The organism is Streptomyces sp. NPDC050485 (assembly GCF_044458185.1).
GTDB lineage: Bacteria > Actinomycetota > Actinomycetes > Streptomycetales > Streptomycetaceae > Streptomyces.
Window position 1 is genome coordinate 390,565 of sequence record NZ_JBITHR010000005.1, and the last position, 14,049, is coordinate 404,613.

General features: G+C 71.6%; 13 protein-coding genes and 2 pseudogenes. 9 read left to right on the forward strand and 6 right to left on the reverse strand.

The features are described 5' to 3' along the window. Positions 1 to 47: 47 nt before the first annotated feature. The gene (locus tag ACIBK6_RS13585; protein WP_399051356.1) at positions 48 to 1,244 is read left to right on the forward strand and encodes a CaiB/BaiF CoA transferase family protein; all 1,197 of its coding nucleotides are present in this window, start codon (positions 48 to 50) and stop codon (positions 1,242 to 1,244) included. 29 nt (positions 1,245 to 1,273) lie between these two features. On the opposite strand, the gene ACIBK6_RS13590 is transcribed toward ACIBK6_RS13585, so the two are convergent. Next, positions 1,274 to 1,537 carry a hypothetical protein gene (locus tag ACIBK6_RS13590; RefSeq protein WP_189962000.1) on the reverse strand — a complete coding sequence of 88 codons (264 nt, stop codon included), beginning with the start codon at positions 1,535 to 1,537 and terminating at the stop codon, positions 1,274 to 1,276. Positions 1,538 to 1,828: 291 nt separating this feature from the next. Between ACIBK6_RS13590 and ACIBK6_RS13595 the strand changes: the two genes are divergently transcribed. Further along, positions 1,829 to 3,439 (forward strand): serine/threonine-protein kinase, encoded by a 1,611-nt coding sequence (locus tag ACIBK6_RS13595; RefSeq protein WP_399051357.1) that lies wholly within the window; start codon positions 1,829 to 1,831, stop codon positions 3,437 to 3,439. 6 nt (positions 3,440 to 3,445) lie between these two features. Here the strand turns inward: ACIBK6_RS13595 and ACIBK6_RS13600 are convergent, their stop codons facing one another. After that, positions 3,446 to 4,255: an SGNH/GDSL hydrolase family protein gene (locus tag ACIBK6_RS13600; RefSeq protein ID WP_399051358.1), complete on the reverse strand. Its 810-nt coding sequence runs from the start codon at positions 4,253 to 4,255 to the stop codon at positions 3,446 to 3,448. Between the two features lie 200 nt (positions 4,256 to 4,455). Between ACIBK6_RS13600 and ACIBK6_RS13605 the strand changes: the two genes are divergently transcribed. The 5 genes and pseudogenes from ACIBK6_RS13605 to ACIBK6_RS13625 all read left to right on the forward strand — a co-directional run. Further along, positions 4,456 to 4,953 carry a hypothetical protein gene (locus ACIBK6_RS13605; protein ID WP_399051359.1) on the forward strand — a complete coding sequence of 166 codons (498 nt, stop codon included), beginning with the start codon at positions 4,456 to 4,458 and terminating at the stop codon, positions 4,951 to 4,953. Between the two features lie 317 nt (positions 4,954 to 5,270). After that, positions 5,271 to 6,134, forward strand: a complete 864-nt coding sequence (locus ACIBK6_RS13610) for a glycosyltransferase family 2 protein (RefSeq protein WP_399051360.1) — start codon at positions 5,271 to 5,273, stop codon at positions 6,132 to 6,134. Further along, positions 6,131 to 7,153, forward strand: a complete 1,023-nt coding sequence (locus tag ACIBK6_RS13615) for a glycosyltransferase family 2 protein (RefSeq protein ID WP_399051361.1) — start codon at positions 6,131 to 6,133, stop codon at positions 7,151 to 7,153. The genes ACIBK6_RS13610 and ACIBK6_RS13615 overlap by 4 nt, the downstream gene beginning before the upstream one ends. Further along, positions 7,150 to 7,959, forward strand: a complete 810-nt coding sequence (locus ACIBK6_RS13620; protein ID WP_399051362.1) for a polysaccharide deacetylase family protein — start codon at positions 7,150 to 7,152, stop codon at positions 7,957 to 7,959. The genes ACIBK6_RS13615 and ACIBK6_RS13620 overlap by 4 nt, the downstream gene beginning before the upstream one ends. 134 nt (positions 7,960 to 8,093) lie before the next feature. Then, a pseudogene (locus tag ACIBK6_RS13625) lies at positions 8,094 to 9,302 on the forward strand (lipopolysaccharide biosynthesis protein); the annotation flags it as partial. Here the strand turns inward: ACIBK6_RS13625 and ACIBK6_RS13630 are convergent. Beyond that, positions 9,299 to 10,672 carry a xylan 1,4-beta-xylosidase gene (locus ACIBK6_RS13630; RefSeq protein WP_399051363.1) on the reverse strand — a complete coding sequence of 458 codons (1,374 nt, stop codon included), beginning with the start codon at positions 10,670 to 10,672 and terminating at the stop codon, positions 9,299 to 9,301. The pseudogene ACIBK6_RS13625 and the gene ACIBK6_RS13630 sit on opposite strands and share 4 nt — an antisense overlap. Before the next feature lie 119 nt (positions 10,673 to 10,791). On the opposite strand from ACIBK6_RS13630, the gene ACIBK6_RS13635 reads away from it, so the two are divergent. Beyond that, the gene (locus ACIBK6_RS13635; protein WP_399051364.1) at positions 10,792 to 11,892 is read left to right on the forward strand and encodes a DUF5925 domain-containing protein; all 1,101 of its coding nucleotides are present in this window, start codon (positions 10,792 to 10,794) and stop codon (positions 11,890 to 11,892) included. Positions 11,893 to 11,913: 21 nt separating this feature from the next. Here ACIBK6_RS13635 and ACIBK6_RS13640 read toward each other — a convergent pair whose 3' ends face one another. Further along, positions 11,914 to 12,288 (reverse strand): GntR family transcriptional regulator, encoded by a 375-nt coding sequence (locus tag ACIBK6_RS13640; protein WP_399051365.1) that lies wholly within the window; start codon positions 12,286 to 12,288, stop codon positions 11,914 to 11,916. Positions 12,289 to 12,366: 78 nt separating this feature from the next. Here ACIBK6_RS13640 and ACIBK6_RS13645 point away from each other — a divergent pair, with 78 nt between their 5' ends. Further along, positions 12,367 to 12,876, forward strand: coding sequence for a DUF402 domain-containing protein (locus ACIBK6_RS13645; protein WP_399051366.1), 510 nt, complete (start codon positions 12,367 to 12,369; stop codon positions 12,874 to 12,876). Positions 12,877 to 12,936: 60 nt separating this feature from the next. On the opposite strand, the pseudogene ACIBK6_RS13650 reads toward ACIBK6_RS13645, so the two are convergent. Together ACIBK6_RS13650 and ACIBK6_RS13655 are read right to left on the reverse strand one after the other, a co-directional pair. Further along, positions 12,937 to 13,512: pseudogene (locus tag ACIBK6_RS13650) on the reverse strand (class I SAM-dependent methyltransferase); the annotation flags it as partial. 30 nt (positions 13,513 to 13,542) lie between these two features. Then, positions 13,543 to 14,019 (reverse strand): GNAT family N-acetyltransferase, encoded by a 477-nt coding sequence (locus ACIBK6_RS13655; RefSeq protein ID WP_399051367.1) that lies wholly within the window; start codon positions 14,017 to 14,019, stop codon positions 13,543 to 13,545. Positions 14,020 to 14,049 lie beyond the last annotated feature (30 nt).

A 14,049-nucleotide genomic window follows, 5' to 3' on the forward strand; every position in this document is an offset into this window, starting at 1 on the left:
CCGCGCGGGGTGACAAGGGCGGTCCGCACGCGATAGGTACGGCTGTCATGAGCACTCAGCCACTGCCCCTCGCGGGAATCACCGTCGTCGCCGTCGAACAGGCCGTATCCGCACCGTTCGCGACCCGGCAGCTCGCCGACCTCGGCGCCCGCGTCATCAAGGTCGAGCGCACCGACGGCGGCGACTTCGCCCGCGGCTACGACACCGCGGCCCGCGGCCTCGCCTCGCACTTCGTATGGTGCAACCGGGGCAAGGAGTCGGTGGCCCTCGATCTGAAGGACCCGCGCGGTCTGGACGTTCTGCACCGGCTGATCGCGGACGCGGACGTGTTCGTGCAGAACCTGGCGCACGGGGCGGCGGCCCGGCTCGGCCTGGACGCGGCGACCCTGTGCGCCACGCATCCCCGGCTCGTCGCGGTGGACATATCCGGGTACGGAGCCGGAGGTCCGTACGCGCACAAGCGGGCCTACGACATGCTGGTGCAGTGCGAGGCGGGTCTGGTGTCGGTCACCGGGACGCCGGAGCAGCCCGTCAAGGCCGGGATCCCGGCCGCCGACATCGCGGCCGCCATGTACGCCTTCTCGGGCGTCCTGGCGGCCTTGGTGCGGCGCGGCACGACCGGCCGGGGCGGCCCGGTGGAGATCTCGATGCTGGAGGCGCTCGCCGAATGGCTGGGGCATCCGCTGCACCACGTGATGCACGGGGGTACGGAGCCGGCGCGCACCGGCGTCGCACACGCCGTGATCGCGCCCTACGACGCCTATGCGACGGCGTGCGGCGGACAGGTGCTGCTGTCCGTGCAGAACGACCGGGAGTGGCGGCGGCTGGCCGAACACGTCCTGGATCAGCCCGAGTTGGCGGATGATCCAGCCTTCGCGGCCAATGCGGCAAGGGTGGCGAACCGGGAGAAGACGGATGCGGTGGTGGCGCGGGCGCTGGCCGCGCTGACCGCCGCCGAAGCCGTCGGCCGGCTCGAATCCGCGGGGATCGCCTGCGCCCGGCTCAACACGGTCGGCGATGTCGCCGGGCATCCGCAGCTGGCGGCACGCGATCGCTGGCGGGAGGTGGAGTCACCGGTGGGGCCGCTGCGGGCCCTGCTGCCGCCCATCAATCTGGGCGGCGGTCAAGAAGCTCGGATGGGTGCGGTGCCCGCGCTCGGCGAGCACACCCGCGCAACACTGCGAGCCCTGGGAATGACGGACGAGCAGTTGGCAGAGCTGCGCCGGGACGGCGTGATCGCCTGAGCGCGGTTCGTATGCTGTCGGGAGTGGGTTCAGCCGCGGCTGCCGAAGAGCGAGCGGCGCAGCCGCCGCAGCGGCGCGAAGAGCGAGACGCGAGCGCTCTTGCTCTTGCGGGTGTGCGCAATGTCACGCGAGGTCAGCTCGCGCATCAGCAACGTGGCCTCGGCCGCCTCGCGCTGCGGGACGGCAGGGCCGCCGAGCACCGAGAGATGGCGGTCGAGCCGCGAGCTGGTCGCACTGCTCCCGCAGGTGATGGCAGGGACTCGCGCCCTGCTGCGCACTGTTATCTGTTCCATGTCACTCCCCACCCGTACGAGGGCACCCGGCCCCGGGCAGGGTAACCCTATCGCCCCCGCATCACACTCGTGTATCCCGGTGGCAGGATTCACCTTGAGGGGCCGCAGGTTGACGATTACTCTCCGAATACAGTTGATTCCAGGGCGAGTTGGACAGATCTCTGACTGCCCATCACGCAGCGTCGTGACCCGTGTTCGCACTGAGTGCGGATTGCCGTTCAAGGGGGCGGCAGCGGCGCGGCCCTGAGCTAACTTGGAAGGGTTTCTCCGCCGCGGACGGGAGGCTCGCCGGTGAGCGAAGTGCCGGGCAGTGAGCAGCGATTGATCGCGGGGCGCTACCGGCTCCTCTCCCCGCTGGGCCGGGGCGGCATGGGTGTGGTGTGGCGCGGGCGGGACGAGGTCCTGGGGCGCGAGGTCGCGGTCAAGGAGGTCCTGGCCCCGGCCGCCCTGGACACCCCCGACGTCCGGCGGCTGTACGCGCGCCTGGAGCGCGAGGCCTGGGCCGCGGCCCGGATCACGCACCGCAATGTGGTGACGGTGTACGACGTGGCCACCGAGGACGGCCGGCCGTGGATCGTGATGGAGCTGGTGCGCGGCCTCGCCCTGTCCGACGTGCTGGACTCGGAGGGCCCGATGGGGCCGAGACGCGCCGCGCACATCGGCGCCGAAGTGCTCGCGGCACTGCGCGCCGCGCACGGGGCGGGGGTGCTGCACCGCGATGTGAAGCCGGGAAACGTGCTGCTCGCCAATGACGGCCGGGTGGTGCTGACCGACTTCGGCATCGCGATGGTGGCGGGCACCTCGACGCTCACCCTGACCGGCGAGGTCGTCGGCTCGCCCGAATTCCTGGCTCCCGAACGGGCGTTGGGGCGTACGCCGGGTCCCGCTTCGGACCTGTGGTCGCTCGGTGTGCTGCTGTACGCGGCGGTCGAGGGCAATTCGCCGTTCCGGCAGGAGACCCCGCTGTCCACGCTGCGGGCGGTGGTCGACGAGGAGCTGCCGCCACCGCGCCGGGCGGGCCCGCTGGCCCCGGTCATCGAGGGACTGCTGCGCAAGGACCCGGCCGGGCGGCTGTCGGCGGAGCAGGCCGAGCACCAGCTGCGGGTGGTGGCGGCGGGCGGCACGGTGCGGGCCCCGCAGGGGCGGTCCGAGGCGACGACGGTGGCGACCGGGCCGCCGGGAGCACCGCCGGCCCCGGTGCCGACGCTGCCCGCGGCCCCGTCCGGCGGCGGCCCGGCCACCACCACGGCGCGGCCCGCCGGGCGGCGGCGGAACACCGGGGCCGCCCTGCTCGTCGGGATCCTGGTGCTGCTGCTCGCGCTCGGCTGGCTCATCTACGCGCTGGTGCGGGCCAACGAGCGGGGTGGCAAGGCGAGTTCATCGACCAGCGGCGCGCCCGCGCCGTCCGTGTCGCACTCCTCCGGGGTGCCGCGCCCGTCCGGAGGCGGGAGTTCACCCGCCGCCTCGCCCGCCACCGGCGGCGCGAGCCCCTCGTCCTCGCCCGCGCAGTCGGTGGAGGTCACCCTGGAGGCGGTGCGCGGGAGTTACGACGGTGCGTGTCCGGCGCCGAGCGCGTCGGCGCCCGCGATGGTCGCCGTCTTCACCGTGGGGCGCACGCCGGCGGATGTGGAGTACCGCTGGGTCACCCGGGACGGCCAGTCCTCCGACCCCGGCTGGAAGACGCTCTCGTTCGCCTCGGGCGGGCCGGGGACCCGGCAGGTCGCGCACACCGAGTCGCCCGCCCAGAGCGGCTCCACCGAGCTCCGTGTCGAGGTGCGGTCCCCGGCCCGGGCCGCGTCCAACCCCGTTGCGTACACGGTCACTTGCGAGAAGGGGACCCCGACGGGCGGGGCCTCCTCCTCGCCGGGGCCGACGGGCTCGCCGTACTCGCCCGCCGGCTGAGCGATGTCAGGCCGCGTCGGCGAAGGTGGGCAGGTAGGCGCCCGACTGTCCGGCGGCGGTGGGGTGGTAGGACTCGCTGATGTTGGTCCACACGACGCTGTTGAGCCACGGGCTGTCGGAGCAGATCTCGTGTCCGGTGAAGGCCGGTACGACATCCGCGAAGGTGAAGCCGTGGTCGGCGGCGCGCTTCGCGGTCACCGAGTTGAGCTCGTCGGCGCCGCCGTTGATCGCCGAGCGGGACGTCTCGCTGAGCCCGGCGAAGCAGTTGCCGCCGATCTTGTAGAAGTGCGGGTAGCCGATGACGACGACATGGGCGTTGGGGGCCTTGGCTCTGATCGCCGAGTACACCGAGTCGAGCAGCCCCGGCAGCGTCGAGTCGACGTAGGCGCGGGCCGCCGCCACCTTGCTGAGGCAGGTGGACTCCGAGTACAGGACGCAGTTGGTCATGACGTCCGAGAACCCGGCGTCGTTGCCGCCGATGGTGATGGAGACGAGGTCGGTCGAGGAGTCGAGCGGGTCGAGCTGGCTCGACGTCACATCACCCGTACGAGCGCCGGAGCAAGCGGTGAAGTCGAACGAGGCGGGTGAATTCGCTGCCGCCCACAGTGCCGGGTAGGCCCTGGTGGAGCGTTTGCAGCTGCCGCTCGAACTGTCGTAGCTGCCGGCTCCGACGCCGGACGAGTACGAGTCGCCGAGGGCCACATAGTGGGATCCGGCCGTCTGGGTTGCTGCTGCGGCCACGCCGGCCCCGGTGAGGGAAAGCGCGACTGCCAGCACGAGCGCCCATGCATACGCCGCGATTCGGGACAGTTTCATGGAACCTCCTATAGCGGGGTTTCCGCCACGGCAGTGGTACCAGCCACCACGGACCGCGGGAAGTGTCCATGCCAAGAACGCCGGACGGACATCTCCGTATATCTGACGATCCGTCAGCAACCCACGAGTAATCCTTCACCGGAGCACCACACTCCGCTGACCCACCGTCAACACCCGTTCACCGCAAGCGAATCGGCGTCTTGACGGGACTGTCCGGACTGCGCCACATTGAAGCCCCGCATCCGGCGCATCGGGGGGAACCGTCGCCAATGCAGACCATCAGTGACAGACCGGCGGTGCACGCCTCGGCGGGTACCGATCTGCTGCCCGTACTCGCGGGAGCGGCACTCGCCGCCTCGGCCGCGGGGTCCGTCCTGGCCATCACCGGCCTGAACTCACCCTTGCGCGCACCGCTCGCGCTCTTCTTCCTGGTCTCCGCGCCCGCCGAGGCGGGCGCATTCGCGCTGCGCCGACTGGAACCGCTCGGTCGCGCGGTGGCGTCGATATCAGGAGCAGTACTCATCGATCTGCTGACCGCCGAAAGCATGGCGGCTCTGCACCTGTGGTCGGTCCGGAGCGGCGTCACGGCAGTTGGCGTGATCAGCCTTCTCCTATTCCTGCTGGGAACGGGAGCGAATCGCTCCGGACGCGATCGTGAAAGTAAGACCAAAAACACCGAAACGCGAGGCCTCGGTTGAGGTCTTGCCCTACAGTCCTAACCATCAATACCGTCTTACATCCACCCGCATCGGTCCATCAGGTATAGCGACGCAAGGGGAGGGCTCGAGCGTCACGATGGGTGCCGGAGCGGGGCGCGGTAGGGGGGTGCCGTGCCCGGTCTTCGCCATGCGCGGACCGGCACACGGGCCGCGCGGCCAGCAAAGCCAGCTCGCCCAATGAGTACGGTGTTTCATGCCGTCATGACCGGGGTGAGAACCCCCCTTTCGTAACCGGAAACTCATCCGGACCACCCGGGGGCGGGCGGTCCACCGGACGAGAGGGACAGAGACTCATCATGACTTCTTCGGTGCGCCCGGCCGTGCCGGGCCAAGATCAATTAATCTCGGATTCGCCGAATGTCCACGCGGCGGCCGGCGCGGACAACCGAATACCAGCTGAGTACCGGCCGGTTTCGGCGAATCTCGCCATTGCACCGCCGGTGAGCGTGGTCATCCCGGCCATGAATGAGGCCGAAAACCTTCCGTATGTGTTCAAGACACTTCCGGACTGGATCCACGAAGTGGTCCTGGTCGACGGTAATTCCACCGACGACACCGTACGGGTCGCCCGCGAACTGTGGCCCGACGTCAAGGTCGTCAAGCAGGTCGGAAAGGGCAAGGGCGACGCCCTCATCAGCGGCTTCGCGGCCTGCACCGGAGACATCATCGTCATGGTCGACGCGGACGGCTCGGCGGACGGCGAGGAGATCGTCAGCTACGTCTCCGCACTGGTCGGCGGCGCCGACTTCGCCAAGGGCTCCCGCTTCGCCAACGGCGGCGGCACCGACGACATGACCCCGATCCGCAAGCTCGGCAACGCGGTCCTGTGCGGCATCGTCAACCGCAAGTTCGGCGCCCGCTACACCGACCTCTGCTACGGCTACAACGCCTTCTGGCGGCACTGCCTGGACAAGATCGTCCTGGACTGCTCCGGGTTCGAGATCGAGACCCTGATCAACATCCGGATCGTCAAGGCGGGCCTGCGCGTCCAGGAGGTCCCGAGCTACGAGTACAACCGGATCCACGGCGTCTCCAACCTCAGCGCGGTGCGTGACGGCATCCGCGTCCTGAAGGTGATCCTCAAGGAGAAGGCGGTGCCCCGCGCACACCGCCGCACCCAGGCGGTCTTCCTGAACACACGCCGGGGAGGGGTGTCTTGACGGAGCATCACTTCTCCGTGGTGGTCTGCGTGTACACCGAGGACCGCTGGGAGGACATCCTCGCGGCGGTCTCCTCGGTGCGCACGCAGTCGCTGCCCGCCCTGGAGACGCTGCTGGTGGTGGACCACAACGAGCGGCTCCTGGAACGGCTCCGAGCGGAGTTCAAGGACCTCGCGGCCGCCGGGGAGGTGCGGGTGCTCGCCAACGCGGGCCCCCGCGGCCTCTCGGCCGGCCGCAACACCGGAATCGCCGCCGCCCGGGGCGAGTTCGTGGCCTTCCTGGACGACGACGCCGTGGCCGAGCGGGACTGGCTGCGCCACTTCGCCGAAGGGTACGGCGACCTCCGGGTGATGGCGGTCGGCGGCCGGACGATGCCCGCTTGGGCCTCGGGGCGCCGGCCCGCCTGGTTCCCGGAGGAGTTCGACTGGGTCGTCGGCTGCACGTACCGGGGCCTGCCACCGGGCCGGGTGGTGGTGCGCAACGTCCTCGGCGGCAACGCCTCCTTCCGCAAGTCCGCGTTCGACGCCGCGGGCGGCTTCGCCACCGGCATCGGCCGCGACGGGGACAAGCGGCCGCTGGGCTGCGAGGAGACCGAGCTGTGCATCCGGCTCGCCAAGGCGCTGCCCGGCGCCGTACTGCTCATCGACGACCGCTCGGTGATCCACCACCGGGTGCCCCCGGCCCGCGAACGCTTCGGCTACTTCCGCGCCAGGGCGTACGCGGAAGGCCTCTCCAAGGCCCTGGTGGCCCGAAGTGTCGGATCAGGCAAGGGACTTGAGTCCGAGCGCCGCTACACGACCCGGGTCCTTCCGGCCGGTGTCGTGCGCGGGGTGCGGGACGCGGTGCTCGGCCGGGCCGGTGGCGCGGGGCGCGCGGGCGCGATCGTGACCGGCGTCGCGGTGGCGGCCGGCGGCTATCTGCTCGGCACTGTGCGGGCCCGCCGGAACGGGGTGAGCTTCCAGGTGGCTCCCATCGAGCACGCGGGGACCGGCGAGAGCGAGGAGGACGAAGCGGCATGACGGCTACGGGAACGGGGCCCGTGCCCATCCTGATGTACCACGCGGTGGCGCACCGCCCCGCGAAGGCGGCGTACGGCCTCTCCGTCTCGCCGGACGCCTTCGCGGACCAGATGGAGCTGCTCGCCGAGCTGGGGTTCACCCCCATCACCACGGCGCAGCTGGCGCACGCCTGGCGCACGGCGGGAGCGCTTCCACGCCGTCCCGTCCTGATCACCTTCGACGACGGCTACGAGGGCGTGCACCGCCACGCCCTGCCGGTCCTCGCCACGTACGGCTTCGCCGCCACCCTCTTCGTGTCGACGGGCTGGCTGCGCGGCGCGTACGACGAGGGCGGCGCCCTGGACACCATGCTCGACTGGGACCAGGTGCGCGAACTCGCCGCGGCCGGTACCGAGATCGGCGGGCACAGCCACAGCCATCCGCAGCTGGACCAACTCTCCGACAAGCAGCTCTGGTTCGAGACGCTGCGCTGCAAGGAGATCATCGGCGAGGAGCTCGGCGCGCGGCCGGTCTCCTTCGCCTACCCGTACGGCTACTCCAGCCGCCGGGTGCGGCGCACCGTGCGGGCCGCGGGATTCGAGCAGGCGCTGGCGGTGGGCAACGGGCTCGCCCGGCGGCGCCAGGGACCGTACGCCCTGGAGCGGGTGACGGTCCGGCGCAGCACCGGCATCGACGAGTTCGAGCGGCTCGTCGCGGGCAGCGGCCGCGCCGTCGCGCGCGGCTTCGCAGCGGACCGCGCCCTGACGAAGGGGTACGCGCTGGTCCGCAGGGCCCGGCAGGCCGGGCACAAGCTCGGCGGCGACTGAGAGTCCGTGTCCCAAGATCGACCAGAAGGTGAGCGGTACTCGTGGCTAACGTGACCACCGCCCAGGACCGAAGGACGCCGACCCGGGGGAAGCACCGGGGCGGCACCCCGCTCTTCCGCAACGCCTACGCGCTGATGCTCAACACCGGGATCAGTGCGGTGCTCGGCCTCGGCTTCTGGCTGATCGCGGCCCGGTACTACACCGATGACGCGGTGGGCCAGGGCTCCGCGGCGATCGCCGCGATGAAGTTCCTCGCCGGGATCACCGCGCTCACCCTGACCGGGGCGGTGGCGCGCTTCATCCCGGTGGCGGGCGCCGCCACCGGGCGTCTGGTCCTGCGCACCTATGCGCTGAGCGCGTGCGTCGTCGGCGTGGCCGCGCTGGTCTTCGTCGAGACCCTGGACCTCTGGGGTCCCTCGTACCGCTTCCTGCACGGGCCGTTCAAGGGGCTCGGCTTCATCGCGGCGGTGACGGCCTGGTCCATTCTCACCCTCCAGGACGGCGTGCTCACCGGGCTGCGCAGCGCGTTCTGGGTGCCGGTCGGCAACACCGCGTTCTCCACGGTCAAGCTGCTGCTCCTGGTGGCGATCGCGGCCTCGCTGCCGGCCAGCGGCGTGTTCGTGTCCTGGGTGGCGTCGATCGCGGTGTCCGTACTGCCGCTGGGCTGGCTGGTGTTCCGGCGTCTGGTGCCCCGCCACGTGGAACTCACCGTGCACACCGCACGGCCGCCGAGCTACCGCGAGCTGGGCCGGTTCCTGGCCGGCGACTACACGGGCTCGCTGTTCGCGCTGGCCGTCGTCTACCTCGTCCCCGTGATCGTCGCCTCGCAGATCAGCTCGGCGGACAACGCGTACTTCTACATCACCGCGACGATCGGCGGCACCGTCGAGCTGCTCGCCATCAACATGGGCGCCTCGCTGACCGTGGAGGGCGCGCACGACCCCGAGCGGCTCGGCCGCAACGCGCGCGCCGCGCTGATCCGGATGGTCAAGATCGTGGTGCCGATCTGCGGGTTCATCTTCGCCTTCGCCCCGCACATCCTGCACGTGTTCGGCGAGGGGTACGCCCTGCACGCGACCCCGCTGCTGCGCTGGCTGGTGGTGGGGGCGCTGCTGCGGGTGGTGATCGAGCTGTACTTCGCGGTGCTGCGCGCGCAGAGCCGGACGGTTGGACTGGCCTGTCTCCAGGGCGGGTTGTGCGCTCTGGTGCTGGGCGCCACGCTCGCGCTCCTCGGTCCGCTGGGGCTGACCGGCGTCGGAATCGCGGAGGTCGCGAGCCTGGCAGTGATCGCGTCGGTCGCGGCGGTGAAGCTGTTCGGGGTGCTGCGGTCGGCCCCTGTTCAGCGGGCCAGCCAGCGCACTTCGTAGGCGGCCAGTGGCAGCGGCCTGCCGTCGGCGTTCGCGTCGACGGCACGGCCGAGGGTGTTGACGACGAGCAGGTCCTTGTCGCTCGCCAGCACCCGGACGCCGGCCGGCTCGGCGGTGACGGTGCGGAACGAGGTGCCCGGCGGGAAGGCCGCGGCGAACTTCGCGATCAGCGCGTACATGGGCAACTCCCGCCCTCCGCCGGCCAGTTGGGTCGGCGTCCACAGGCATCCCGGGCACGGGCCGCTCTGCTCCTGCGGGCTCCAGTAGAAGGCGGCGCTGGTGCCGCCGCGCGCCAGGGCCATCATGCCGACGGCCTGGGTGGCGACGCGCCGCTGCTCGCTCCAGCCGGACTTGTCGGGCTCCACGTAGTACTCGGCCCACCACAGCGGCAGCCCGCCGCTCGCCGTGCGCACCCATGCGCTCACGGCCGTCAGCTTGTCGGTGGCGCCGAAGGCGTCGGGGAGCAGTTGGCTGTCGCGGGTGAAGCTGGCACCGTCGACGACCACGAAATCGGCGCCGGCCTTGTGCGCGTTCCAGTAGGTGAAGGCGTCGAGCACTCGCTGGTCCACCGAGCCCCAGGGGCCCTTGAGGTCGGAGGCGTACGACTTGTCCTTGGGCCCGTAGCTGTCCATGACCAGGTAGGGCCCGCCGACCAGAACGTCCTTGTCGACCTTCTTCACCGCCGTGTAGACCAGGTTGTAGAGCTGGGTGTAGCCCTCGTAGTTCCAGCGCTGGCCGGTATCGTCGTAGAAGCCCTTGAGTTCGTTCCAGACGATGAAGTGCCGTACGTCCGGGTAGCGTTGGGCGACCTTGGCGGCCAGCGCGGCGAAGTCCTTGTAGTGGGTGGGGAGCGGCGCCGACTCCAGGGCCGGCACGCTCCAGTCCGTCTTGCTCGCCCCGGGCCGGCCGCCCTTCATCCAGTCGGGTGCGCAGCACAGCGTGATGACGGGGGTGGCGCCGGTGGAGCGGATGTACTCGATGCGCCGGTCGAGATCGGAGAAGTCGTACGTGCCCGGCGACGGCTCGGGGTTGCCCGCGCCCCAGCCCATCAGCGCCTGGTCCTGCGGCAGGCCCTGCGCGGAGAGCAGTGTGCGGGCGCGGGCCACGGCGTCGTCGGTGCCGGTGTCGGCGCTGTACTGGGTGTGGGTGAAGCCCCAGCCGAGCGCGGGGCCGGTGGCGCTCGTACCGGACGGACCGCCCCGGCCGGTTCTGCCCGGACCGCCGCACATGGTCAGGACGAGCGCGAGCGCGGCGAGGAGTACGACGGCCAGCAGCGCCGCCGTCCTGACCCGGGGCGCCCTGGCGGGCCCGCTGCTCCGAACGGCGGTTCCAGGATGACGTTCCATCACGGGGCAGCGTAGCGGCGGTAGTTGTCATTCCGGCGGGTTTCGCCGGAACGGGTAGGGAACGTCCCCCGAGCGCCAACGGGACAAAGCACGTGCGCGCGCGGGCGGGTTGCCGGATCATGGGCGGCATGTCTAACCCAGAGGCCGCGCTGCCGATCCGGCTGACCGTGGACGACAGCGATGCGCCGTCCGATGTCGTCGACGCGCTCTTCCTCGGCCGCTTCGCCACGGGCGAGCAGCCGTTCTCGCACAGTTCCTCCATAGACCGGGTCAAGAAGGGCTTCAGCCTGCTGCCGCCCGGTGCGAAGGTGCTGCGCGCCGCCCGCGACGACGACCGCAGTGCGACGCTCGCCGAGGGCGAGGGCTGGACGGTGCTGGTCTCGCGCTGGAGCCGGGGCGCGGACGTGACGGTGACCGCGACCAGCGAGGAACTGGCCGAGCAGATACTGAAGCAGGCCACCGAGGGCGCCGAGGACGAGCCGGAGCCGCAGCCGGAGAACGTGACGATGGGCTTCTGGTACGTGTCGCCGCGGCGCGGCCCGCACCGCACCACCCGGCAGATCTCGGCGGGCACCTGGGAGGAGGTGCGGCCCAACTACACGGCGCCGGTGGCGGAGGCGATGGACGGTCTGATGAAGCTGACCCCGGACGACATCGCCGGCCGCCTGCTGCTGCTCCACGGGCCGCCGGGCACCGGCAAGACCTCGGCGCTGCGCACCCTGGCCCGCTCCTGGCGCGACTGGTGCCAGGTGGACTGCGTGCTCGACCCGGAGCGTCTTTTCAACGACGTCGGCTATCTGATGGACATCGCGATCGGCGAGGACGACGGCACGGCCAAGGGCCGCTGGCGGCTGCTGCTCCTGGAGGACTGCGACGAGCTGATCCGCGGCGAGGCCAAGCACACGGCGGGCCAGGCCCTGTCCCGTCTCCTCAACCTGACGGACGGTCTGCTCGGCCAGGGCCGCAACGTCCTGGTGGGCGTCACGACCAACGAGGACCTGGAGCGCCTGCACCCCGCGGTGGTGCGCCCCGGCCGCTGCCTCGCCCGCATCGAGGTCGGCCCGCTGACCCGGGCGGAGGCGGTCGGCTGGCTGGGCAGCGAGGAGGGCGTCGCCCGCGACGGCACCACCCTGGCCGAGCTGTACGCCCTGCGCCGCGGCACGTCCCCGGCGTCGGTCCCGGACCAGCGGGAGCGGCCGGACGCGGGGCTGTACCTGTAGCCCGTCGCGGCCGCCCCCGCCTCACCTGCCGTAAGCCGCCCGCAGCGCGTCCTCGACCGCGGCGCGGGCGGCGTCGCGGCCGAGGCCGAGCCGCTTGGCCTCCCCCGCGTACGCCGCCGCGGCCGCCGCCGCCAGCCGCTCCGAGGCATCCCCCGCCGCCGCCACGAACGTCCCGTTGCGGCCCCGGGTCTCGATGACCCCGTCCGATTCGAGCGCCCGGTACGCCTTGGCCACCGTGTTCGCGGCGAGTCCGAGCTCCTCGGCGAGGCCGCGGACCGTGGGCAGTTTGTAGCCGACCGGCAGCTTCCCGGAACGGGCCCGGTCGGCGATCTGGGCGCGCAGTTGCTCGTACGGCGCGGTGGCCGCGCCCTGGTCAATCACGATCTTGAGGGTCACAGCCCGATTCTGCCCCGCTGCCCGCCCCGGCGAAAATGGGCGGCGCCCGCCCCGAGGGTCCGCGTACCGTGCGGCCCCATGACTGTGATCGCGCGCGGACCGGCCGAGCCCGGCACCCCCATCCATGTCGTCCTGGTCAAGGCCGGGCGTACCAAGCTGCGTTATCCGGCGTCGGTGGTGTCCGACGACGGGACGCGGCTGAGCGTGCGCGCCCCTTGGGCGGCGGCGGACGTCCGTGACTTCGGGTTCGTACGGTTCGAGCCGGGCGATGTGTTCACCGAGCACTACTGGCGCGACCGCTGGTACGCCGTGAAGGAGGTCCGCGACGCCGACTCGGCGCTCAAGGGCTGGTACTGCGACATCACCCGGCCCGCGGTGGTCGGGGACGGCGAGCTGATCGCCGAGGACCTGGACCTCGATCTCTGGGTCTCGGCCGATGGCGCGAGCGTACTGCGCCTGGACGAGGACGAGTTCGCCGAGAGCGGCCTGGCCGAGCGGGACCCGGAGGCGGCGGCCCGCGCCCTGGGCGCTCTGGACGAGCTCGAACTCCTGGCGAAGACGGGGCAGTTCACGGCGCTCATCGACTGAGGCTCCGGCATCGGGGGCACGCGGGCCGGGCGACCCCGGCGGCCGCGGTCAGACCCCGGGCGCCTCGGCCACCACCACGTACCGATCGTCGTCCACCGCGCGCCCCCACAACCGGGCGTCCCCGGACAGCCGTTCATGGCGTACCTCGGCGTTCAGCGGTGCGAGGGCCCCGGTGAGACGGTCGGCGGGTATGCCGATGTCGCCCCACACTCCTTCGACGAGGATCAGCCGGCCGCCCGGCCGCAGCAGCGACCACCAGTGGCGCAGCGCGGCTTCCGGGTCGGGCAGGGCCCACACCACGTGGCGGGCCAGGACGACGTCGAAGGTGCGCCCTTCGACGGGCGGCCGCGCCGCGTCCCCGGTCAGCACCTCGGCGCCGGTGCCTGCCAGCTTGGTACGGGCCAGCTCGGCCATCCGGGGCGACAGGTCGACGGCCGTGACCCGGTGGCCCCGCGCGGCGGCGAGCAGCGACAGGCTCCCGGTGCCGCACCCGAGGTCGAGCAACTCGCCCGCCCGGCCCGGCAGCCAGCCCGCGAGGCGCTCGTCCCACGCGGCCCGCACCGAGGGGTCGAGCAGCCCGTGGTCGGGCTCCTGGTCGAACGTGTCGGCGGCTTCGTCCCAGTCGATGTCGTTCATGCCGTCGATCGTGCCAGGCCCCACTGACAATCAGCCCCGGCCCGCCCCTCCACCGGATTCCGGGGCGAGCACCTTGCGGTAGTGGAAACGGTCGTACGCCCCTTCAACGCGCCGCTCGACGAGTTCGTACCCGTACCGCGGATAGATCTGCTGGTTCTCCCACATCATCGCGTTGGTGTAGAGCCGGATCTCGGGCAGTTTGAGGGCCCGCGCGTGGTCGTCCACATAGTGCAGCAGCCTGCGGCCGAGGCCCGTGCCCTTGACGTCCGGGTGGACGGAGACCGAGTCGAGGAAGAGGTGGTCCGGCTCCGGGACGAGGACCAGGACCCCGGCGACCGGATCGCCGGTCACGAAGACCCGCCCCGCCGCCACGTTCGCCGCGTGGTCGGCCTCCATGGGCACGGGCACGAGGCCGATGCGCTCGATGTAGGGGCGGTAGGCGGCATCGGTGACCTCCCGCACCCGCGGCACGTCGGCGGCGGTCGCGAGCCGTATCTCATCGTTCATGCAGACACGGTACGTGGCGGACGGCCCGGT

What these genes read in the sequence shown, in the direction of transcription:
- ACIBK6_RS13635 (WP_399051364.1), top strand. Translation starts at nt 10,792, where the DNA reads ATGGGCGGCATGTCTAACCCAGAGGCCGCGCTGCCGATCCGGCTGACC.
- ACIBK6_RS13585 (WP_399051356.1), top strand. Translation starts at nt 48, where the DNA reads ATGAGCACTCAGCCACTGCCCCTCGCGGGAATCACCGTCGTCGCCGTC.
- ACIBK6_RS13610 (WP_399051360.1), top strand. Translation starts at nt 5,271, where the DNA reads ATGACTTCTTCGGTGCGCCCGGCCGTGCCGGGCCAAGATCAATTAATC.
- ACIBK6_RS13645 (WP_399051366.1), top strand. Translation starts at nt 12,367, where the DNA reads ATGACTGTGATCGCGCGCGGACCGGCCGAGCCCGGCACCCCCATCCAT.
- ACIBK6_RS13620 (WP_399051362.1), top strand. Translation starts at nt 7,150, where the DNA reads ATGACGGCTACGGGAACGGGGCCCGTGCCCATCCTGATGTACCACGCG.
- ACIBK6_RS13590 (WP_189962000.1), bottom strand. Translation starts at nt 1,537, where the DNA reads ATGGAACAGATAACAGTGCGCAGCAGGGCGCGAGTCCCTGCCATCACC.
- ACIBK6_RS13630 (WP_399051363.1), bottom strand. Translation starts at nt 10,672, where the DNA reads ATGGAACGTCATCCTGGAACCGCCGTTCGGAGCAGCGGGCCCGCCAGG.
- ACIBK6_RS13600 (WP_399051358.1), bottom strand. Translation starts at nt 4,255, where the DNA reads ATGAAACTGTCCCGAATCGCGGCGTATGCATGGGCGCTCGTGCTGGCA.
- ACIBK6_RS13655 (WP_399051367.1), bottom strand. Translation starts at nt 14,019, where the DNA reads ATGAACGATGAGATACGGCTCGCGACCGCCGCCGACGTGCCGCGGGTG.